Annotated in this window: 14 protein-coding genes, 3 tRNA genes, 4 rRNA genes and 1 riboswitch; of the genes, 18 read left to right on the top strand and 3 right to left on the bottom strand. The window is 46.7% G+C overall.

Features of this window, described 5'->3' with window-relative positions:
- Positions 1-37 precede the first annotated feature (37 nt).
- From IX91_RS14235 to fghA, 6 genes are all read left to right on the top strand, one after another.
- Entirely contained in the window at positions 38-400 is a 363-nt protein-coding gene (locus IX91_RS14235; protein ID WP_004745054.1) for a diacylglycerol kinase, read from the top strand.
- A 109-nt stretch (positions 401-509) separates the two neighbouring features.
- Positions 510-1,130 carry a transcriptional repressor LexA gene (lexA, locus tag IX91_RS14230; RefSeq protein ID WP_004745055.1) on the top strand — a complete coding sequence of 207 codons (621 nt, stop codon included), beginning with the start codon at positions 510-512 and terminating at the stop codon, positions 1,128-1,130.
- 89 nt (positions 1,131-1,219) lie between these two features.
- A complete protein-coding gene (locus IX91_RS14225) occupies positions 1,220-2,032 on the top strand; it encodes a class I SAM-dependent methyltransferase (protein WP_004745056.1) in 813 nt (270 codons plus the stop codon).
- A gap of 41 nt (positions 2,033-2,073) precedes the next feature.
- Positions 2,074-3,411 (top strand): MATE family efflux transporter DinF, encoded by a 1,338-nt coding sequence (gene dinF, locus IX91_RS14220; RefSeq protein WP_004745057.1) that lies wholly within the window; start codon positions 2,074-2,076, stop codon positions 3,409-3,411.
- A gap of 211 nt (positions 3,412-3,622) precedes the next feature.
- Entirely contained in the window at positions 3,623-4,771 is a 1,149-nt protein-coding gene (locus IX91_RS14215) for an S-(hydroxymethyl)glutathione dehydrogenase/class III alcohol dehydrogenase (protein WP_004745058.1), read from the top strand.
- A gap of 75 nt (positions 4,772-4,846) precedes the next feature.
- A complete protein-coding gene (gene fghA, locus IX91_RS14210) occupies positions 4,847-5,686 on the top strand; it encodes an S-formylglutathione hydrolase (RefSeq protein ID WP_004745059.1) in 840 nt (279 codons plus the stop codon).
- A 66-nt stretch (positions 5,687-5,752) separates the two neighbouring features.
- Here the strand turns inward: fghA and sthA are convergent, their stop codons facing one another.
- Positions 5,753-7,153 (bottom strand): Si-specific NAD(P)(+) transhydrogenase, encoded by a 1,401-nt coding sequence (sthA, locus tag IX91_RS14205; protein WP_004745060.1) that lies wholly within the window; start codon positions 7,151-7,153, stop codon positions 5,753-5,755.
- A gap of 288 nt (positions 7,154-7,441) precedes the next feature.
- On the opposite strand from sthA, the gene fabR reads away from it, so the two are divergent.
- Positions 7,442-8,083, top strand: coding sequence for an HTH-type transcriptional repressor FabR (fabR, locus tag IX91_RS14200; RefSeq protein ID WP_004745061.1), 642 nt, complete (start codon positions 7,442-7,444; stop codon positions 8,081-8,083).
- On the top strand, positions 8,083-8,472 hold the full coding sequence (locus IX91_RS14195; protein ID WP_004745062.1) for a YijD family membrane protein: 390 nt from the start codon (positions 8,083-8,085) through the stop codon (positions 8,470-8,472). The genes fabR and IX91_RS14195 overlap by 1 nt, the downstream gene beginning before the upstream one ends.
- 66 nt (positions 8,473-8,538) lie before the next feature.
- Here IX91_RS14195 and trmA read toward each other — a convergent pair whose 3' ends face one another.
- Entirely contained in the window at positions 8,539-9,648 is a 1,110-nt protein-coding gene (gene trmA, locus IX91_RS14190; RefSeq protein WP_004745063.1) for a tRNA (uridine(54)-C5)-methyltransferase TrmA, read from the bottom strand.
- 199 nt (positions 9,649-9,847) lie between these two features.
- Positions 9,848-10,049, top strand: a riboswitch (cobalamin riboswitch).
- Positions 10,050-10,104: 55 nt separating this feature from the next.
- Here trmA and IX91_RS14185 point away from each other — a divergent pair.
- The 3 genes from IX91_RS14185 to murI are packed head-to-tail and all read left to right on the top strand — an operon-like array spanning position 10,105 to position 13,497.
- Entirely contained in the window at positions 10,105-11,925 is a 1,821-nt protein-coding gene (locus IX91_RS14185) for a TonB-dependent receptor domain-containing protein (RefSeq protein ID WP_004745064.1), read from the top strand.
- Between the two features lie 53 nt (positions 11,926-11,978).
- Complete coding sequence (locus IX91_RS14180) at positions 11,979-12,650, top strand: Dph6-related ATP pyrophosphatase (RefSeq protein ID WP_004745065.1); 672 nt, start codon at positions 11,979-11,981, stop codon at positions 12,648-12,650.
- A gap of 46 nt (positions 12,651-12,696) precedes the next feature.
- Positions 12,697-13,497 (top strand): glutamate racemase, encoded by an 801-nt coding sequence (gene murI, locus IX91_RS14175; protein WP_004745066.1) that lies wholly within the window; start codon positions 12,697-12,699, stop codon positions 13,495-13,497.
- On the opposite strand, the gene IX91_RS14170 is transcribed toward murI, so the two are convergent.
- Positions 13,463-13,912: an RNA recognition motif domain-containing protein gene (locus IX91_RS14170; RefSeq protein ID WP_004745067.1), complete on the bottom strand. Its 450-nt coding sequence runs from the start codon at positions 13,910-13,912 to the stop codon at positions 13,463-13,465. The genes murI and IX91_RS14170 overlap by 35 nt on opposite strands.
- A 554-nt stretch (positions 13,913-14,466) precedes the next feature.
- Between IX91_RS14170 and IX91_RS14165 the strand changes: the two genes are divergently transcribed.
- The 7 genes from IX91_RS14165 to IX91_RS14135 all read left to right on the top strand — a co-directional run bounded on the left by IX91_RS14165 (position 14,467) and on the right by IX91_RS14135 (position 21,699).
- A 16S ribosomal RNA gene (locus IX91_RS14165) occupies positions 14,467-16,019 on the top strand.
- 65 nt (positions 16,020-16,084) lie between these two features.
- Positions 16,085-16,160 (top strand) — tRNA-Glu (locus tag IX91_RS14160).
- 277 nt (positions 16,161-16,437) lie between these two features.
- Positions 16,438-19,327, top strand: a 23S ribosomal RNA gene (locus IX91_RS14155).
- 90 nt (positions 19,328-19,417) lie between these two features.
- Positions 19,418-19,533: ribosomal RNA gene (gene rrf / locus IX91_RS14150) — 5S ribosomal RNA — on the top strand.
- A 351-nt stretch (positions 19,534-19,884) separates the two neighbouring features.
- Positions 19,885-21,437, top strand: a 16S ribosomal RNA gene (locus IX91_RS14145).
- Together the 16S, 23S and 5S rRNA genes with 3 tRNA genes alongside form the textbook arrangement of a ribosomal RNA operon.
- Positions 21,438-21,503: 66 nt before the next feature.
- Positions 21,504-21,580, top strand: a tRNA-Ile gene (locus tag IX91_RS14140).
- A gap of 43 nt (positions 21,581-21,623) precedes the next feature.
- A tRNA-Ala gene (locus IX91_RS14135) sits at positions 21,624-21,699 on the top strand.
- The last annotated feature ends 105 nt before the right edge of the window (positions 21,700-21,804 follow it).

Raw genomic sequence — 21,804 nt, 5'->3', positions numbered from 1 at the left:
ATCAAGCTATCGAGATAATTAATAAAGAGAAATTAACTTGCCAGACAAAACACTCCATGGATTTAAACGGATTAAAAACGCAACGCAGTACTCCTGCCAAGGTCTCAAGGCTGCATTTAAACATGAACCGGCCTTTCAAGAAGAAGTCGTGTTAGCCGCGATCATGATTCCGGCGGCTTTATTTATTGGTGACAGCCAGTGGGAGAGAATATTGCTGATCGCGACAGTGGTGTTGGTATTGATCGCTGAACTGTTTAATAGTGCGATTGAAGCAGTTGTTGACCGAGTTGGAACGGAGCACCACGAGCTTGCCGGACGGGCGAAAGATATTGGCTCGGCTGCTGTGATGGTGACCATGCTATTAACCGGTTATGTCTGGCTAGAGATCCTGTTTTTTTAACGCGATCGACGTGTAAATTGCTAACTCGCTAAAAAACAAGCAATTGGCTTTTCATTTGAACAATTACTGGATATACTCACAGTTAACTGTATAAAAAGACAGGTGACTTATGAAGCCGTTAACGCCCCGCCAACAACAAGTTTTTGATCTGATCAAAAGCAAAATCGAAGATACTGGTATGCCACCAACACGTGCTGAAATTGCACGCGAACTTGGCTTCCGTTCAGCAAATGCTGCTGAAGAACACCTTAAAGCCCTTGCACGTAAGCAAGCGATTGAAATTATTCCTGGTGCCTCTCGTGGAATCCGTATTCTACTTGAAGATGCTGCCAATGATGATGAAGGACTGCCTCTTATCGGCCAAGTTGCGGCGGGTGAGCCAATCCTTGCTCAGGAGCATGTCGAGACTCATTACCAAGTTGACCCGGGTATGTTCAAGCCTCAAGCTGACTTCTTACTGCGTGTAAATGGCGAAAGTATGAAAGACATCGGTATTATGGATGGCGACTTGCTTGCAGTGCATAAAACTCAAGATGTACGTGATGGTCAGGTTGTCGTTGCACGTGTTGACGATGACGTAACGGTTAAACGTCTAGAGCGTAAAGGTTCGACAGTACTGCTTCATGCTGAGAACGAAGAGTTTGAGCCAATTAAAGTGGATCTGACTAGTCAGCACCTAGCGATTGAAGGTCTAGCGGTAGGCATTATTCGCAACACAGATTGGATGTAACCGACTCTGTTTGAGATTCATTCTCACTTGTTGATTTTGTAACTGATATTCATTATCATCTTTACTCTGGCTACGGAAGGAAGATGATAATGGCCGTCGATCACACATCAGCTAAACATCGCTATCAAATCCCTGCTAATTTATTGCAACCATTATGGCTTCGTAGCCGAGAAAGTTTAGTTGATAATGGATTAGTCTACGACCCGATTGCAGCGCGTGCCTGTCAGCGCTGCCATTTAGCACCAGAATGTCTTTCTGGTGATATTGACCAAAAACAACTCCTTCACGTTACGCTTACTCAGCTGTGCGATCAGCAGGTTTCTGCTTTTATCAAACGTAATCCAGATGGTTGGATCGTCAATGTTGGTGCAGGGTTGGATACGCGTTTTTATCGTGTTGATAACGGCCGATGCAACTGGTTAGAACTCGATGTGACAGAAAATTTGCTCTGGCGTCAGAAACTGTTTCACAGTAGTGAGCGTTATCACCATGTTTGCGGTAGCGTTGATGATGTCAGTTGGTTAGAGCAGTTACCTATTCCAGAAAAAACGCCTGTGATGATAGTGTGTGAGCACGCTTTGCTTGATTGTAGTCAGCAGCAAGTGGCCAAATTCATTCAAGCGCTAGGTTGCCACTTTGACTCAGCACGAGCTTGCGTTGTATTAGCAGGCGATCTCAGTCATTCCAAGCTAGGGCAGAAAATGGGCGCGGGGCAATATGCTCACGGGTACAGCGCACCGGGCGATGCTATGTTAGGCTATTTACCTTGGGCACGCTGGGCGAAAACCTATTCTCCGCTTGATCGCGATTGTGGTCGCTGGAAACTATGGCAACGCTGGCTGACTAAGATGAACTTTTTAAAGCAAAGATTAACGCCGTTATTGGTTCAGCTTCGCTGGTAATCTCGTTACACTTGTCACTCAATTCTAGTCAGAGTGACAACGTGCAAATTCTTCAAACCCTTTCTAACCGCACTGTGCATAAGCAAGTCTTGTTGCTTGCTATTCCTATGGTGCTTTCCAACATCACAGTGCCATTACTTGGACTGGTGGATGCAGCAGTCATCGGTCACCTCGAACATGCGTGGTATCTGGGCGGTGTTGCGCTAGGCAGTACTATGATCAGCGTGACATTTTGGCTGCTAGGCTTTTTGCGTATGTCGACCACTGGGCTTGCTGCCCAATCTTATGGCGCAGAGAGCAAACATCAACTTGGGTTGGTCTTCACCCAAGGCATGACAATGGCTCTTGGTTTTGCTGCCGTTTTTCTTCTCTTCCATCAATCTATTGCGCAGTGGGTATTTAGCTTTAGTGACGCCAGTGAACAGGTAAAGCACTATGGCGCGCAGTACTTCGCTATCCGAGCTTGGAGTGCGCCTGCCGCCTTGGCTAATTTCGTCTTGCTCGGTTGGTTATTAGGTACGCAAAACGCCAAAGCACCGATGTGGATGGTGATCATCGCTAACGTGACCAACATCGTTCTCGACGTACTATTTGTGATCGGATTAGGTTGGAAAGTCGAGGGCGCGGCATTGGCTTCTGTGATTGCTGATTACACCGGAATGAGCTTTGGTCTTATTTGCGTATGGCGTAAATGGACCCGGGATAGCCTACCGCCAGTGTTGAACTTGATTAAAGACACCACCAACGGATTGAGTCGCTTTGTTAAGCTCAATCGAGATATCTTTCTACGTTCACTTTGCTTGCAAGCCACATTTACCTTTATGACCTTTCAAGGAGCGAGTTTCGGCGACGAAATCGTTGCTGCGAATGCTGTGTTGATGAGCTTTCTGATGATGATTTCTTACGGCATGGATGGATTCGCTTACGCGATGGAAGCCATGGTCGGTAAAGCCATTGGCGCGAAAGACCGAGAGCAGCTCAATCAATCGCTGATTGGTACTTTTTTCTGGAGCTTGGTCATCTGTGGATTACTGACTTTAGCATTTGGTCTGATGGGATCGAATCTGATCGGATTGATCACTGATATTGAGGCAGTTCATGTATTGGCGATGGAGTATTTGCCTTGGTTGATTGCCATGCCGCTAGTGTCGATGTGGTGCTTTCTATTTGATGGCATCTTTGTTGGTGCAACAAAAGGTAAAGAGATGCGCAACAGCATGTTCTTATCAACCTGTGCCTTTTTTTCGATTTTCTATTTATCGATGGATTTAGGTAATCACGCTCTGTGGCTAGCAATGTTGAGTTTCATGGCCATGCGCGGTTTAACCTTAGCGATAATCTTAACTCTCCAGTGGCGGAGAAACACTTTTCTCGCCTAAGTAAAAGATACCAGCCGAGTCAACGCACTCGGCTTTTTTAAATCTTCATTTACATTATTACGTATATGTAAAAATGATTTTCAAAAAGGTGGGATTATCAAATTTATATTAGCGCCTAAAATACTCAGCAACAAAACGACGCAGCGCAGTGTGAGTTCCTCAACTACGCTTATGACGTCCCTATATACATAAAATATAAAGGAAGCATCCAATGGCGCTTGAAATCAACCCTGGTCAAACTCACATTAAATCAAAAGCAATGGTGGCGTGGGCTGCTGGTGAACCACTTAAAATGGAAGAGGTTGATGTACAACTTCCTAAAGCTGGAGAAGTGCTAGTACGCATCGTAGCTACTGGTGTTTGTCACACTGACGCATTCACCCTATCTGGTGATGATCCAGAAGGTATCTTCCCTTCAATTCTGGGTCATGAAGGTGGCGGTATCGTCGAAATGGTTGGCGAAGGTGTCACTAGCGTTGAAGTTGGCGATCACGTAATCCCACTTTACACGGCAGAATGTGGCGAATGTAAGTTCTGTAAGTCGGGTAAAACTAACCTATGTCAGGCCGTTCGCGAAACCCAAGGTAAAGGTCTAATGCCAGACGGCACAAGCCGCTTCTCTATTAACGGTGAGACCATCTTCCACTACATGGGCTGCTCTACTTTCTCTGAGTACACGGTTCTTCCAGAGATCTCGCTAGCGAAAGTAAATAAAGAAGCTCCGCTTGAAGAAGTTTGTCTTCTAGGTTGTGGTGTCACAACTGGCATGGGAGCAGTGCTTAACACAGCAAAAGTAGAACAAGGCGACACTGTTGCGGTATTTGGTCTAGGTGGAATCGGCCTATCTGCCATCATTGGCGCGCGTATGGCGGGTGCAAGTCGTATCATTGGCGTTGATATCAACGAGAGTAAATTTGACCTAGCCAAACAACTGGGCGCAACAGATGTTATCAACCCACAGAAATTCGATAAGCCAATCCAAGAAGTTATCGTTGAAATGACAGACGGCGGTGTAGATTACTCATTTGAGTGTATCGGTAACGTTAATGTAATGCGTCAAGCACTTGAGTGTTGTCACAAAGGTTGGGGTGAATCAGTGATCATCGGTGTTGCCGGTGCTGGCCAAGAGATCTCAACTCGTCCATTCCAACTCGTAACTGGTCGTGTATGGCGTGGTAGCGCTTTCGGTGGTGTTAAAGGTCGTTCTGAGCTACCAGAAATCGTAAACCGTTACATGGCGGGTGAATTCGGTCTGCAAGAGTTCATTACTCATACTATGGGTCTGCAAGATGTAAATGAAGCGTTTGAGTTGATGCACAAAGGTGAATCAATCCGTACTGTTCTTCATATGGATAAGTAACTGAGCTAAATAGATAAACACAACGCCCTGATACAAGGGCGTTGTTGTCTTCTGAATTTTTAATCTGGGGTGGTTATGACCATTGAAAACGTAAGCCAAGCCAAAGTATTTGGTGGTTGGCACAAACAGTACACGCATGATTCTAACGTTCTAAACTGCAACATGCGTTTCGCAATTTTTTTGCCACCTAATGCGACCAAAGCCAAACCCGTTCCTGTGCTTTACTGGTTATCTGGTCTAACTTGCACCGACGAAAACTTTATGCAAAAGGCAGGGGCGTTTCGCCGGGCTGCTGAGTTAGGTATTGCCATCGTTGCGCCAGATACTAGCCCTAGAGGTGAAGAGGTCGCAGATGATGAAGGTTACGATCTAGGACAAGGTGCGGGGTTTTATCTTAATGCAACCCAAGAGCCTTGGTCTCGTCACTATCATATGTATGACTATGTCACCCAAGAGCTACCATCTTTGATTGAAGCTAACTTCCCAGTTTCGTCGATTAAGTCCATTGCAGGGCATAGTATGGGCGGACACGGCGCGCTGACTATAGGGCTGAAAAACTCACAGCAGTACCGCTCAATTTCTGCCTTTAGTCCGATCACTAATCCTATGCAGTGTCCTTGGGGGCAAAAAGCGTTTAATGCCTACCTGGGTAATGACTTTGAGGCTTGGCGAGAGTATGACGCCAGTGAGTTATTAAAGCAGGCGCAAGCAAAGCTGCCAATTTTAGTCGACCAAGGCGATGCGGATAACTTTCTGGTTGAGCAACTCAAACCACAAGCATTGATTGCCGCAGCGCAAACCCATGATTCTGACGTTGAAGTGAGAATGCAGTCAGGTTATGACCACAGCTACTATTTCATTTCGAGCTTTATTGATCAGCATCTTGAGTTTCATGCTACTTACCTGAATCAATAATTGATGAAACTAAAAAGCCGCAACTTAATTGAGTTGCGGCTTTTTTCTATTTAGCTGGTGGCTTATTTAAAACAAACGGTTAAGCCCATTAAGTGCAGCTACGCGATAAGCCTCTGCCATAGTTGGGTAGTTGAAAGTGGTGTTGACGAAATACTCGATGGTATTCGCTTCTCCTTTCTGTTCCATAATGGCTTGACCGATGTGGATGATTTCCGCCGCACGCTCACCAAAACAATGAATACCGAGGATCTCTTTCGTTTCGCGGTGGAAGAGAATCTTCAAACTACCAATATCTTTACCCGCGATCTGAGCGCGAGCTAAGTGTTTGAAAGAAGAGCGCCCAACTTCATACGGCACTTTTGCGGCTGTTAACTCTTGCTCTGTTTTGCCCACAGAACTGATCTCTGGAATGGTGTAGATGCCAGTTGGAATATCTTCAATAAGATTGCCGTCCGCTTTGCCTTTGGTGATCGCCTGAGCAACAAAGCGTCCTTGGTCATAAGCGGCACTTGCTAGGCTTGGGTAGCCAATTACGTCACCGACAGCATAAACATGTTCAACTTCGGTTTGATAGTTACCATCGACTTTTAATTGTCCACGAGAATCTGCCTCTAACCCAACCGCTGTGAGGTTCAGTTTATCTGTGTTGCCTGTACGCCCATTGGCGTAGAGGATACAGTCGGCACGCATTTTCTTACCGGATTCAAGATGAACAATGACACCATCTTCTGTTCCTTCAATCTTCTCAAATGTTTCATCGTTGCGAATCACAACGCCACTGTTCCAGAAGTGGTAAGACAAAGCATCTGACACTTCATTATCTAAGAAGGCAAGTAGGCGATCTCGGGTATTGATTAGGTCTGTTTTGACCCCTAAGCCGCGGAAAATCGATGCATACTCACAGCCGATAACACCTGCACCGTAAATGATGATATGACGAGGGTCGTGCTTAAGGCTCAGTATCGAGTCACTGTCATAAATACGCTCGTGCATAAAGTCGACATTGTCTGGTTGGTATGGGCGAGATCCTGTCGCGATAACAAAGCGGTCGGCGCTGTAGGTCTCTTCTGTGCCATCACTTTGCATCACGGCAATGGTATATTTATCGATAAAGCGAGCCGTACCAAAAATCAACGAGCATTGGTTGCGATCATAGAAGCCTTGACGAAGCCTCGTCTGCTTATCAATCACCGATTTGGCATGACCGAGAATGTTGGAAAACGTTGAATGTAGGCTAGTGTTGTTGTGACAAAACAGAGGGTTGTTATTGAACTCAATGATTCGGCTTACTGCGTGACGCAAAGCCTTTGAAGGGATGGTGCCCCAGTGAGTACAGCCACCACCGACACTGCTTTCCTTTTCTACAATGGCAACATTTAAGCCCGCTTTGGTTAATCCCATCGCTGCCCCTTCGCCTCCGGGACCACTACCAATAACGATTACATCAAAGTGGTTGCTCTGGGCCATAGTTTCTTCCTTGTTATAGATTCTTAACATTGCTTTAGCGAGATTTTAACTGATTCCGTTCGGGCGTACACCTAAAGCATACTAGACAGTCGGCGAGATCACGGAGAATCAAGCAAATAGATTAAAGGGTATGTCGTATGTCTCTTATTAGGGTGGAAAAGATTGAATTCTCAACTCAACTCGGTTTAATTGCCACTCGGTCAGCAAAGCACAAGATTATGGCTTATCTCCTTAAGGCAATCGTTGTATATTAATGGCTATCGAAGTTAGAAAAATAGAAAAATAACTATGAAATCCATGGGAATCCGTGCTCAGCAGAAAGAGAAAACGCGTCGCTCTTTGATTGATGCTGCATTCAGTCAGTTAAGTGCTGACCGAAGCTTTTCCAACCTGAGCTTGCGTGAAGTCGCACGAGAGGCGGGTATCGCTCCAACTTCATTCTATCGTCACTTTAAAGATATGGATGAACTAGGTTTGACCATGGTTGATGAAGGGGGCTTGTTGCTGCGTCAGCTAATGCGTCAAGCTCGCCAACGCATCGTCAAAGAGGGCAGTGTGATTCGCACTTCGGTAGAGACCTTTATGGAGTTTATCGAAAGTAGCCCCAACGTTTTCCGACTATTATTACGTGAACGTTCGGGAACCTCATTTGAATTTCGTACTGCCGTTGCTCGTGAGATGCAACACTTTGTCGCCGAGATGACAGAATACCTAATCAGTACTGGTATGGCCCGAGATGAAGCTTTCACTCAAGCAGAGGCGTCGGTCACATTGGTATTCAGCTCTGGCGCGGAAGCTTTAGATTTAAATCGACGTGAACGCGATGAACTTGCCGAACGTCTAATTATGCAATTGCGAATGATAGCCAAAGGGGCTTTCTGGTATCGCAAAGAACGTGAACGTAACCGATTAAAAGGTGGGATAGATTAATGTCGAATGAAACAAACCAAGTTAATCATGGTTCTGAGAAGAAAACACTGGTACTGGCTCTAATTGCGGGTATGTGTGGTGATGCTATGTTGTCATGGCTAACCATGAGTGATGTGCCTTTCTCAATTTTTCCACTGATTGCGCTTGTGCTGTCAGTGCAAGCACTTTACCGAGAGTACCTAAGTAACCCTGTGTCGGAAGATATTCCGCTAGTCGGTCTAGCGTGTTTCTTCGTCGGTGCATTTGGTCACTCAGCATTTGTTAAAGCTCAGTACCCAGATTCTGGCTCTAACATGCTAGCAATCTTTATTACGCTTGGTTTGCTGCTTTGGGTAGCGAAGAAGCTTGGCTTCCTAACAGCGCCAGCGAAGCCAAAAACTGAGTCGTAATGTCAGCTTAGTTAAAGGATACAAAAAACGAGCCTATTGGCTCGTTTTTTTATTTCGTACCTGCGGTTAAGCTTTACGTTCCAGTAGCACACCGGCTTCCATATGGTGGGTGTATGGGAACTGATCGAATAGAGCAAAGCGCGTCACCTTGTGAGTCTCGCACAGCACATCTAAGTTTTCTTTCAGTGTCTCTGGGTTGCACGAGATGTACATAATGCGCTCGTAGCCTTGCACCATCTTACAGGTATCGATATCCATACCTGCACGTGGTGGGTCAACGAAAATGGTATTGCAGTTGTAGCTCTTAAGGTCGACACCCGCATCCTGCAGGCGACGGAACTCGCGCTTGCCTTCAATCGCTTCAGTAAACTCCTCTGCTGAAAGGCGTAGGATCTGCACGTTATCAATCTTGTTGGCTGCAATATTGTATTGCGCTGATACAACAGAAGGTTTAGCCAGCTCTGTTGCGAGTACGCGATCAAAGTTTTGTGCCAGAGCAAGCGAGAAGTTTCCGTTACCACAATAAAGCTCAAGTAGATCACCCGTGCTGTCTTGAGTGCAGTCTACCGCCCACTCCAGCATCTTCTCGGCAACCTTACCATTTGGTTGAGTAAAGCTGTTTTCTACTTGCTGGTAAATGTATGGCTTACCGTTAACATCGAGCTTTTCAATCACGTAGTCGCGATCGAGAACAATCTTCATCTTGCGTGCGCGACCGATAATGTTGAGGTTAAAGCCTTCATCATTCAAACGTTGCTTTAACGCTTTCGCATTGTCAGTCCATTCCTCATCAAGCTGACGATGGTAAAGCAGCGACACTAAGATTTCTCCGCTTAGCGTAGAAAGGAAGTCAACTTGGAATAGCTTACGGCGCAATGAGTCATTGTCTTTCATTGCATCAACAAGCAATGGCATTAAGTCATTAATTAAACGGCTTGCCGCAGGGAACTGATCGACACGGTACTTCTCGCGAGTCTCTTGGTTGAACATGATGTAATAAAGGTCTTCACCTTCATGCCAAACGCGAAATTCTGCACGCATACGGTAGTGTTGCTCTGGAGATTCAAATACTTCCAACTCAGGTACTTGGTAAGGCGCGAACATCTCATTGAGACGGTCGATCTTCTCAGCCAGTTGTTCTTGGTAGCGTTGCGGGTTTACATCAAGAGTCGCCATGATTATTGCCTTAGGTTGGAACCTGTCGAGGTTGTATTTAATTTAAGAGCGCAGATTTTATTCAATCTCAGCGCTATGTCCAGTCTTGTCCCACCAATGCCTTAAAGATAGTGTGTAAATCGCACTTTGGTGGTGCAACTCGCTATATCATATAGATATAAATCCCAAATCTGCTCTGGACAAATAATCCATAGCTTAATAACATCTGCGCCTAGCTGGTGCTTTCTAGATGTATAGATGGCTGAAAAGGGAATCTGGTGTAAATCCAGAACTGACGCGCAGCGGTAAAAGAGAACGAAAACTCAAATGACACTGCATAGAGGACTATGTGGGAAGTCGAGTGAGTAGGTGGCAATGCCGAGCTCTTAAGTCCGAAGACCTGCCAGCAGCTGAGCAGTGGTACTGGAAGCAAGCGCTCCATGCTCGGTAGGACTTACGCGATTTAGGATTATAAAAATGAACCGATCTATTCTAGCGATTGCCGTGGCATCGCTACTTCCGCACGCCTCCCTTTCTTACGCCCAAGAAGCATCTTCTGATGAAACTATGGTGGTCACTGCAAACCGCTTTGAGCAGTCTGTAGATTCAGTACTAGCACCAGTGAGTGTTGTGACACGTGAAGAAATTGAACAACTTCAAGCGAAGAGCTTGATTGATGTACTGAAACGTTTACCTGGCATCGAATACCAACAGTATGGTGGGCGAGGTCAAAGTGCTTCAATTTTTATTCGCGGAACCAATAGTAACCACGCTCTTGTGCTCCTAGATGGTGTTCGTATCAACTCATCTGCTGGTGGAGTGACGCTTAACAAACTACCAATTGGTATTGTTGAAAGATTAGAGGTGCTACGTGGTCCACAAGCAGCTCGCTATGGCTCGGATGCGGTTGGTGGTGTTATCAATATTATTACTCGGGTCTCTGATGTTGAAGAACGTCAAAGTGTCAATGTTGGGGCCGGTAGTAACAATTACAAAGAAGCAAGTGGTTCAGTAAAAACAAAAATTTCTGATTCGTCGAGTTTAATGTTAGGTGGTGCTTTTGAGAGCTCGGATGGCTACGCGTTCAAACCTACGACCAATGATAGTTATGGATACGAAGGCAAAAACATTATTGCTGGGTACGAGAAAATAATTAACGATTCTCTAAAGGCCTATGTATCAGCACTATGGTTTGACAGTCATGCTGAGTATGATTCATTTGGTACCAAGAAAAACTCATTTACAGATAACCAGAACGTAGCAGCGACATTAGAATACAATTCTGGCGCACTTCAATCATCTATACTAGCAAATCATCAAGTTACTAAAAGCTATGACTATTCAAATAGTGAAGGTAAGAATGGTGCGAAAACGCAATCTATTGTTGATTTAACAACAGCTCAATGGGCGAACCTTTATCAACTAAATGAGACAACTTCACTCGGTGGTGGTATTGATTGGCGACGTGAGCACATGCGCGATGGCGCCCTTTATCAATACGGTACCAATGGAAAAAACGATTTTGCTGGTGAAACCCGTGATACTACAGGGCTCTATGCTTCTGGATCTCACTCGTTTGGGAAAGCTGTAGTTGAGGCAAATGCGCGTGTAGATAAGCATGATCGTTACGGTAACCAAAGTACTTGGTCTATCGCAGGGGGGTATCATTTAACAGAGCAATATCTTGTGAAAGCAAGCTATGGCACCGCATTTAAAGCGCCGAGTTATACTTCTCTTGGAGAAAACTCATCATTGAACCCCGAAGAGTCCAAAAATGCCGAAATTGGCTTCGTTGCAAGCTACGATACTTGGCGCTGGAATGCTTCGGTTTATGACAACAAGGTAGATAACTTAATCATTTGGTATCAAGATATTAGCTCACAAAATGTAGATGCTCGTATTCGAGGTATTGAGTTTGATGCTCAGTTTGAGACCGGCTTTCTTTCTCATAACCTAGTTCTAGAGTACAAGAAGCATGAAGACGAAAAAGGTGTTCAATTAGCTCGCCGTGCTAAAGAAAATGTGAAGTGGATTGGTCAGGCTTCGTTTGGTGATGTCGATGCTTCATTGACATATATGTACCTAGGCAAGCGCTTAAATCTACCTACTACAGTCAGCTCTAATGAAGAGTATCTGCCAGCCGTAAATCTGTGGGATCTAGCTATGACCTATTGGGTTTCAGATACACTTCAGCTTAAAGGGCGAGTTGACAACCTGTTTGATGAAAAATATGAAACAGCGAAAGATTATACCGCTCCCGGTCGTACGGTGTACGTAAGTATGAGCTACAAATTCTAGTAGCTTTCTCAAACCGCCTTCGGGCGGTTTTTATTTATCTATATAAGCAAACTATGAAAAAGAACATCATTATTAGCTGGTCGAGCGGCAAAGATTCGACTTTGACCCTAGAAAGGTTGATTGAAAGCGAAGAGTATCAAGTGGTGGGTCTATATACGACCTATGTCAAAGATGAAGTCCCTTTTCAAGCGACCCCTGTTCCTGTGCTTGATATGCAGGCGGAGCTACTTGGGTTACCGTTAATTAAGATCGAAATGCCGCAAGCTTTTCCATCCAATGAAGTTTATCAATCGACGATTATTAAGGCGTTAAAAGAGAGCGGCCTTGCGATTGATGGCGTCGCGTTTGGCGATATGTTCTGTAATGGGATTGAAGCCTATCGTCGTAGCTTTATAGAGCCTGCCGGATGGGAGTGTGTGTTTCCTCTATTAGGGCAGCGAAGTGAAGACTTAGCGCAAGAGATTCTCCAACGAGGAATTAAAACCTTGGTTGTGACAACAGATGGTAATGCATTAACGTCTGACTACTGTGGCAAGTGGTATAGCCAATCCTTTCTCGATAGCTTACCAAATGGTGTTGACCTTTGTGGTGAAGATGGAGAGTTCCATACACTGGTAACAGAGACTCGCAGCTATAAAGGTAAGATTGAGCTAAAGCTAACTCATCAGGAGCGAGGAGAGCGTTTTACTCATCAACGTTATCAAGCGCAATGTTTGCCAAAATAGCCACAGCGAGTATCATTGCCAAGTCGTAAAGTAATGAGCAAATCAAGTGTCCAAGCAACAAGCAAAAATCTTAATCTTTGACTCTGGTGTCGGTGGTCTGTCTGTGTATAAAGAGATACAGGCAAAATTACCTCAGCTTGATTACCTCTATATCTTTGACAACGCCGCTTATCCTTATGGTGAGCTAGAACATGAGACGCTTATTGCTCGTGTTAATACGTTGGTTTCCTCTTTAGTTGAAGAGCATCAAATCGATTTGGTTGTAATTGCCTGCAATACTGCCAGTACCATTGTTCTACCCACGCTACGTGCCAAGCTATCCGTTCCCGTTGTTGGAGTGGTACCTGCCATTAAGCCCGCGTCGAGTCTTGCTAACAAAGCAGTTGGGCTGATTGCCACTCCGGCGACGATAACTCGTCCTTATACCCATGACTTGATCCGTGATTTCTCGCAAAGCAAGCCTGTAGAGCTACTAGGTTCTACTCGTTTGGTGGATATGGCTGAAGAAAAGCTGCGTGGTAAACCGATCGATCTTGCGGAGTTAAAGCAAATTCTCACTCCAATCGACAACAAGGTTGATGTCGCCGTATTAGGCTGTACCCATTTTCCCCTGATTAAACAAGAAATACAGCAGGTGCTTTCTGGCAATGTGGCGCTGGTGGATTCAGGAGAGGCGATTGCTCGTCGAGTGATGGACTTGTTGAAAGATAAAGTGAGTGCAGGGTTAGATGGGAGCGGAACAAGAGAGATTTTCTCAAGTGCTCCCCCTTGGGAAGAGGGAGCGCTGAACATCGCATTACATGAACTTGGTTTTAGCCCTGTTCAATATTATCCGATTGAGATTTAGGATCGTTAGCGATACGAACTTTCAATGTGCGCTGCATATAATCCTTTTCATTAAGTGCCTCTATTGCAGGTTGCGCGTCCGCAGCGGCCATCACAACAAAACCAAAGCCTCTTCTTTTACCTGTTCGTTTATCTTTCATTAAGCGAACAGCAAAAACTTCACCGTGTTTGGCAAACAGCTCTTTCACGTGAGATTCATTAGCCTTATAAGGCAAGTTACCTACATAAAGTGTTTTAGTTGATGGATCGTTTGATTGGTCTTGCTCAATATTGGTGTTGGAAAGTTTAAGAATAAAAGCGGAAGCAAAAACACCCAGAACAAAACTTAAAGCAGGAGAGATTGCTACCTGCGAAAAGATGATTCCGCCCAAAACAGCTAAGGCGACAATCATTAAGGTCGATTTGTTTGAACTCATATTGGAATACAACTTTTAGGTTTAAGAAAAAATAGGTCTACCGTTAACAAAATAGACACATGGATCTTACGTATATGGTTGTAGTTTTTCCAACGTATTGGTGTGACATGACTCAAATGTTGAAATTTTATTCTATTTTCAGGGTTTTGATTTGTTTTTAACCAAACAGAAATTAATTTCAAAAAAAACACTTGTCTTCCTCTCAGACCTCCCTATAATGCCGCCTCACCGACACGGAGTGAGACAAACATCACACGCCGAGTTGGAAAGAGAGAAAAGAAAGTTTGAAAAAATGCTTGACTCTCAAAACGGGAAGCGTAAGATACGCACCCCTAACGACGTGGTGCTGAGCGCAACGGAAGTTAGGAAAAGCTCTTTAAAAATATAGACCTATCAATCTGTGTGGGCACTCGTTGATGATAATCCAAATAGATACTTCGGTATCAATTTAGGTTTCAATGATACGAAGTGACCATTGAATCTTCGGATTCAGCACAGTCAATTCAAACATTACTTATGTAATGTTCAGTATTCATTGAGCCGAACAAAATCTTAAATTGAAGAGTTTGATCATGGCTCAGATTGAACGCTGGCGGCAGGCCTAACACATGCAAGTCGAGCGGAAACGAGTTAACTGAACCTTCGGGGAACGTTAACGGCGTCGAGCGGCGGACGGGTGAGTAATGCCTGGGAAATTGCCCTGATGTGGGGGATAACCATTGGAAACGATGGCTAATACCGCATAATAGCTTCGGCTCAAAGAGGGGGACCTTCGGGCCTCTCGCGTCAGGATATGCCCAGGTGGGATTAGCTAGTTGGTGAGGTAAGGGCTCACCAAGGCGACGATCCCTAGCTGGTCTGAGAGGATGATCAGCCACACTGGAACTGAGACACGGTCCAGACTCCTACGGGAGGCAGCAGTGGGGAATATTGCACAATGGGCGCAAGCCTGATGCAGCCATGCCGCGTGTATGAAGAAGGCCTTCGGGTTGTAAAGTACTTTCAGCAGTGAGGAAGGTGGTAGTGTTAATAGCACTATCATTTGACGTTAGCTGCAGAAGAAGCACCGGCTAACTCCGTGCCAGCAGCCGCGGTAATACGGAGGGTGCGAGCGTTAATCGGAATTACTGGGCGTAAAGCGCATGCAGGTGGTTTGTTAAGTCAGATGTGAAAGCCCGGGGCTCAACCTCGGAATTGCATTTGAAACTGGCAGGCTAGAGTACTGTAGAGGGGGGTAGAATTTCAGGTGTAGCGGTGAAATGCGTAGAGATCTGAAGGAATACCGGTGGCGAAGGCGGCCCCCTGGACAGATACTGACACTCAGATGCGAAAGCGTGGGGAGCAAACAGGATTAGATACCCTGGTAGTCCACGCCGTAAACGATGTCTACTTGGAGGTTGTGGCCTTGAGCCGTGGCTTTCGGAGCTAACGCGTTAAGTAGACCGCCTGGGGAGTACGGTCGCAAGATTAAAACTCAAATGAATTGACGGGGGCCCGCACAAGCGGTGGAGCATGTGGTTTAATTCGATGCAACGCGAAGAACCTTACCTACTCTTGACATCCAGAGAACTTTCCAGAGATGGATTGGTGCCTTCGGGAACTCTGAGACAGGTGCTGCATGGCTGTCGTCAGCTCGTGTTGTGAAATGTTGGGTTAAGTCCCGCAACGAGCGCAACCCTTATCCTTGTTTGCCAGCGAGTAATGTCGGGAACTCCAGGGAGACTGCCGGTGATAAACCGGAGGAAGGTGGGGACGACGTCAAGTCATCATGGCCCTTACGAGTAGGGCTACACACGTGCTACAATGGCGCATACAGAGGGCGGCCAACTTGCGAAAGTGAGCGAATCCCAAAAAGTGCGTCGTAGTCCGGATCGGAGTCTGCAACTCGACTCCGTGAAGTCGGAATCGCTAGTAATCGTGGATCAGAATGCCACGGTGAATACGTTCCCGGGCCTTGTACACACCGCCCGTCACACCATGGGAGTGGGCTGCAAAAGAAGTGGGTAGTTTAACCTTCGGGGGGACGCTCACCACTTTGTGGTTCATGACTGGGGTGAAGTCGTAACAAGGTAGCCCTAGGGGAACCTGGGGCTGGATCACCTCCTTATACGATGATTACTCACGATGAGTGTCCACACAGATTGATATGTCTTATTAAGAGCCCTTATTAGTGTCCCGTTCGTCTAGAGGCCTAGGACACCGCCCTTTCACGGCGGTAACAGGGGTTCGACTCCCCTACGGGATACCATCTTTAAGCGTACTTAGTTAAGTACTTTTAAAAATGGTTACCTCATTGAGGTGATTTGCTCTTTAACAATTTGGAAAGCTGACGAATAACAACAATCCCCATCTCTATGAGATGCGTTGTTATTCAATTAAAAGTTCTCAAATCCTAAAACTATGTTTTAGGTACCAACACACATTCAAGTGTTCTTGGAAATTTGAGTCCGGCAAAATCGTGTCTGCACATGTATAAAAATGCAGACAACTTTGGTTGTTTAAACAGAGACCCTTTGGGGTTGTATGGTTAAGTGACTAAGCGTACACGGTGGATGCCTTGGCAGTCAGAGGCGATGAAAGACGTAGTAACTTGCGATAAGCCCAGATTAGGTAGTAACAACCATTTGAGTCTGGGATTTCTGAATGGGGAAACCCATCTGCATAAGCAGATACTGTTAACTGAATACATAGGTTAACAGGGCGAACCGGGGGAACTGAAACATCTAAGTACCCCGAGGAAAAGAAATCAACCGAGATTCCGAAAGTAGCGGCGAGCGAAATTGGACTAGCCCTTAAGCTTTTAATGAGACAGGTGAATGAGCTGGAAAGCTCAGCGATACAGGGTGATAGCCCCGTAACCGACATCTCATCATCAGTGAAATCGAGTAGGGCGGGACACGTGATATCCTGTCTGAATATGGGGGGACCATCCTCCAAGGCTAAATACTACTGACTGACCGATAGTGAACCAGTACCGTGAGGGAAAGGCGAAAAGAACCCCTGTGAGGGGAGTGAAATAGAACCTGAAACCGTGTACGTACAAGCAGTAGGAGCACCTTCGTGGTGTGACTGCGTACCTTTTGTATAATGGGTCAGCGACTTATATTCAGTAGCAAGGTTAACCATCTAGGGGAGCCGTAGAGAAATCGAGTCTTAACTGGGCGTCGAGTTGCTGGATATAGACCCGAAACCAGGTGATCTAGCCATGGGCAGGTTGAAGGTTGAGTAACATCAACTGGAGGACCGAACCGACTAATGTTGAAAAATTAGCGGATGACTTGTGGCTAGGGGTGAAAGGCCAATCAAACCTGGAGATAGCTGGTTCTCCCCGAAATCTATTTAGGTAGAGCCTCGGACGAATACTACTGGGGGTAGAGCACTGTTAAGGCTAGGGGGTCATCCCGACTTACCAACCCTTTGCAAACTCCGAATACCAGTAAGTACTATCCGGGAGACACACGGCGGGTGCTAACGTCCGTCGTGGAGAGGGAAACAACCCAGACCGCCAGCTAAGGTCCCAAATTATAGCTAAGTGGGAAACGATGTGGGAAGGCTTAGACAGCTAGGATGTTGGCTTAGAAGCAGCCATCATTTAAAGAAAGCGTAATAGCTCACTAGTCGAGTCGGCCTGCGCGGAAGATGTAACGGGGCTAAGCTATAAACCGAAGCTGCGGCAATGCGATTTATCGTATTGGGTAGGGGAGCGTTCTGTAAGCCGTTGAAGGTGGATTGTAAAGTCTGCTGGAGGTATCAGAAGTGCGAATGCTGACATGAGTAACGATAAAGGGGGTGAAAAACCTCCTCGCCGGAAGACCAAGGGTTCCTGTCCAACGTTAATCGGGGCAGGGTAAGTCGACCCCTAAGGCGAGGCCGAAAGGCGTAGTCGATGGGAAACGGGTTAATATTCCCGTACTTCTTACAATTGCGATGGGGGGACGGAGAAGGCTAGGTGGGCCTGGCGACGGTTGTCCAGGTTCAAGTGCGTAGGCTTGAGAGTTAGGTAAATCCGGCTCTCTTTAAGGCTGAGACACGATGTCGAGCTACTACGGTAGTGAAGTCATTGATGCCATGCTTCCAGGAAAAGCCTCTAAGCTTCAGATTGTAAGGAATCGTACCCCAAACCGACACAGGTGGTCGGGTAGAGAATACCAAGGCGCTTGAGAGAACTCGGGTGAAGGAACTAGGCAAAATGGTACCGTAACTTCGGGAGAAGGTACGCTCTTGACGGTGAAGTCCCTTGCGGATGGAGCTATTGAGAGTCGCAGATACCAGGTGGCTGCAACTGTTTATTAAAAACACAGCACTGTGCAAAATCGTAAGATGACGTATACGGTGTGACGCCTGCCCGGTGCCGGAAGGTTAATTGATGGGGTTAGACGTAAGTCGAAGCTCTTGATCGAAGCCCCGGTAAACGGCGGCCGTAACTATAACGGTCCTAAGGTAGCGAAATTCCTTGTCGGGTAAGTTCCGACCTGCACGAATGGCGTAATGATGGCCACGCTGTCTCCACCCGAGACTCAGTGAAATTGAAATCGCTGTGAAGATGCAGTGTACCCGCGGCTAGACGGAAAGACCCCGTGAACCTTTACTACAGCTTGGCACTGAACATTGACCCTACATGTGTAGGATAGGTGGGAGGCTTTGAAACCGGTACGCCAGTATCGGCGGAGCCGTCCTTGAAATACCACCCTTGTAGTGTTGATGTTCTAACTTAGACCCGTTATCCGGGTTGAGGACAGTGCCTGGTGGGTAGTTTGACTGGGGCGGTCTCCTCCCAAAGAGTAACGGAGGAGCACGAAGGTGGGCTAATCACGGTTGGACATCGTGAGGTTAGTGCAATGGCATAAGCCCGCTTGACTGCGAGAATGACAATTCGAGCAGGTGCGAAAGCAGGTCATAGTGATCCGGTGGTTCTGTATGGAAGGGCCATCGCTCAACGGATAAAAGGTACTCCGGGGATAACAGGCTGATACCGCCCAAGAGTTCATATCGACGGCGGTGTTTGGCACCTCGATGTCGGCTCATCACATCCTGGGGCTGAAGTCGGTCCCAAGGGTATGGCTGTTCGCCATTTAAAGTGGTACGCGAGCTGGGTTTAGAACGTCGTGAGACAGTTCGGTCCCTATCTGCCGTGGGCGTTGGAAGATTGAAGGGGGCTGCTCCTAGTACGAGAGGACCGGAGTGGACGAACCTCTGGTGTTCGGGTTGTGTCGCCAGACGCATTGCCCGGTAGCTAAGTTCGGAATCGATAACCGCTGAAAGCATCTAAGCGGGAAGCGAGCCCTGAGATGAGTCTTCCCTGACCCCTTGAGGGTCCTAAAGGGTTGTTCGAGACTAGAACGTTGATAGGCAGGGTGTGTAAGCGTTGTGAGGCGTTGAGCTAACCTGTACTAATTGCCCGTGAGGCTTAACCATACAACACCCAAAGGGTTTTGATGGACTCAAAGCAAGAACTTTGAATGTGTAACTACAGAACTTAAAACAGCTTTCCGAATTAAGAATTTGCTTGGCGACCATAGCGATTTGGACCCACCTGATTCCATGCCGAACTCAGAAGTGAAACGAATTAGCGCCGATGGTAGTGTGGGGCTTCCCCATGTGAGAGTAGGACATCGCCAGGCTCCTATTTATTTTCACTTTTTTAAAAAGTGAAGACAAAAGGTTCGACTTTGTCTGCTTTGTAGACAAGTCACCATAAATCTTTAAGTTTTCTTAGAGTTTTATGTTGACTTACCGAGTCAATAGCGTATTATACGCGTCCTGCTTAAGTGCTAAGGCACTGAAAGCAAAGCTCTTTAACAATATAAACCTATCAATCTGTGTGGGCACTCGTTGATGATAATCCAATTAGAAACTTCGGTTTCAAATTAGGTTTCAATGATACGAAGTGACCATTGAATCTTCGGATTCAGCACAGTCAATTCAAACATTACTTATGTAATGTTCAGTATTCATTGAGCCGACAAAATCTTAAATTGAAGAGTTTGATCATGGCTCAGATTGAACGCTGGCGGCAGGCCTAACACATGCAAGTCGAGCGGAAACGAGTTAACTGAACCTTCGGGGAACGTTAACGGCGTCGAGCGGCGGACGGGTGAGTAATGCCTGGGAAATTGCCCTGATGTGGGGGATAACCATTGGAAACGATGGCTAATACCGCATAATAGCTTCGGCTCAAAGAGGGGGACCTTCGGGCCTCTCGCGTCAGGATATGCCCAGGTGGGATTAGCTAGTTGGTGAGGTAAAGGCTCACCAAGGCGACGATCCCTAGCTGGTCTGAGAGGATGATCAGCCACACTGGAACTGAGACACGGTCCAGACTCCTACGGGAGGCAGCAGTGGGGAATATTGCACAATGGGCGCAAGCCTGATGCAGCCATGCCGCGTGTATGAAGAAGGCCTTCGGGTTGTAAAGTACTTTCAGCAGTGAGGAAGGTTCATGCGTTAATAGCGTATGGATTTGACGTTAGCTGCAGAAGAAGCACCGGCTAACTCCGTGCCAGCAGCCGCGGTAATACGGAGGGTGCGAGCGTTAATCGGAATTACTGGGCGTAAAGCGCATGCAGGTGGTTTGTTAAGTCAGATGTGAAAGCCCGGGGCTCAACCTCGGAATTGCATTTGAAACTGGCAGACTAGAGTACTGTAGAGGGGGGTAGAATTTCAGGTGTAGCGGTGAAATGCGTAGAGATCTGAAGGAATACCGGTGGCGAAGGCGGCCCCCTGGACAGATACTGACACTCAGATGCGAAAGCGTGGGGAGCAAACAGGATTAGATACCCTGGTAGTCCACGCCGTAAACGATGTCTACTTGGAGGTTGTGGCCTTGAGCCGTGGCTTTCGGAGCTAACGCGTTAAGTAGACCGCCTGGGGAGTACGGTCGCAAGATTAAAACTCAAATGAATTGACGGGGGCCCGCACAAGCGGTGGAGCATGTGGTTTAATTCGATGCAACGCGAAGAACCTTACCTACTCTTGACATCCAGAGAACTTTCCAGAGATGGATTGGTGCCTTCGGGAACTCTGAGACAGGTGCTGCATGGCTGTCGTCAGCTCGTGTTGTGAAATGTTGGGTTAAGTCCCGCAACGAGCGCAACCCTTATCCTTGTTTGCCAGCGAGTAATGTCGGGAACTCCAGGGAGACTGCCGGTGATAAACCGGAGGAAGGTGGGGACGACGTCAAGTCATCATGGCCCTTACGAGTAGGGCTACACACGTGCTACAATGGCGCATACAGAGGGCGGCCAACTTGCGAAAGTGAGCGAATCCCAAAAAGTGCGTCGTAGTCCGGATCGGAGTCTGCAACTCGACTCCGTGAAGTCGGAATCGCTAGTAATCGTGGATCAGAATGCCACGGTGAATACGTTCCCGGGCCTTGTACACACCGCCCGTCACACCATGGGAGTGGGCTGCAAAAGAAGTGGGTAGTTTAACCTTCGGGAGGACGCTCACCACTTTGTGGTTCATGACTGGGGTGAAGTCGTAACAAGGTAGCCCTAGGGGAACCTGGGGCTGGATCACCTCCTTATACGATGATTATTGCGATGAGTGTTCACACAGATTGATATGTTTATACACGTTAAGAGACGATACTGGGTCTGTAGCTCAGGTGGTTAGAGCGTTCGCCTGATAAGCGAGAGGTCGGTGGTTCAAGTCCACTCAGACCCACCAATCTTCCTCCCAGAAGAATTGGCACACAGTATCAACACCTGATGGGGCTATAGCTCAGCTGGGAGAGCGCCTGCCTTGCACGCAGGAGGTCAGCAGTTCGATCCTGCTTAGCTCCACCATCTTTAAGCGCATTTGCGTAAGTGTTCTTAAAAATGGTTTCGAAAGAAATCTAGCTCTTTAACAATTTGGAAAGCTGACGAATAACAACAATCCCCATCTCTTTG

Source organism: Vibrio tubiashii ATCC 19109, from assembly GCF_000772105.1.
GTDB classification, from domain to species: domain Bacteria; phylum Pseudomonadota; class Gammaproteobacteria; order Enterobacterales; family Vibrionaceae; genus Vibrio; species Vibrio tubiashii.
Note: the sequence above shows the minus strand (reverse complement) of the source record. Positions and strands in the feature narration are given on the sequence as shown.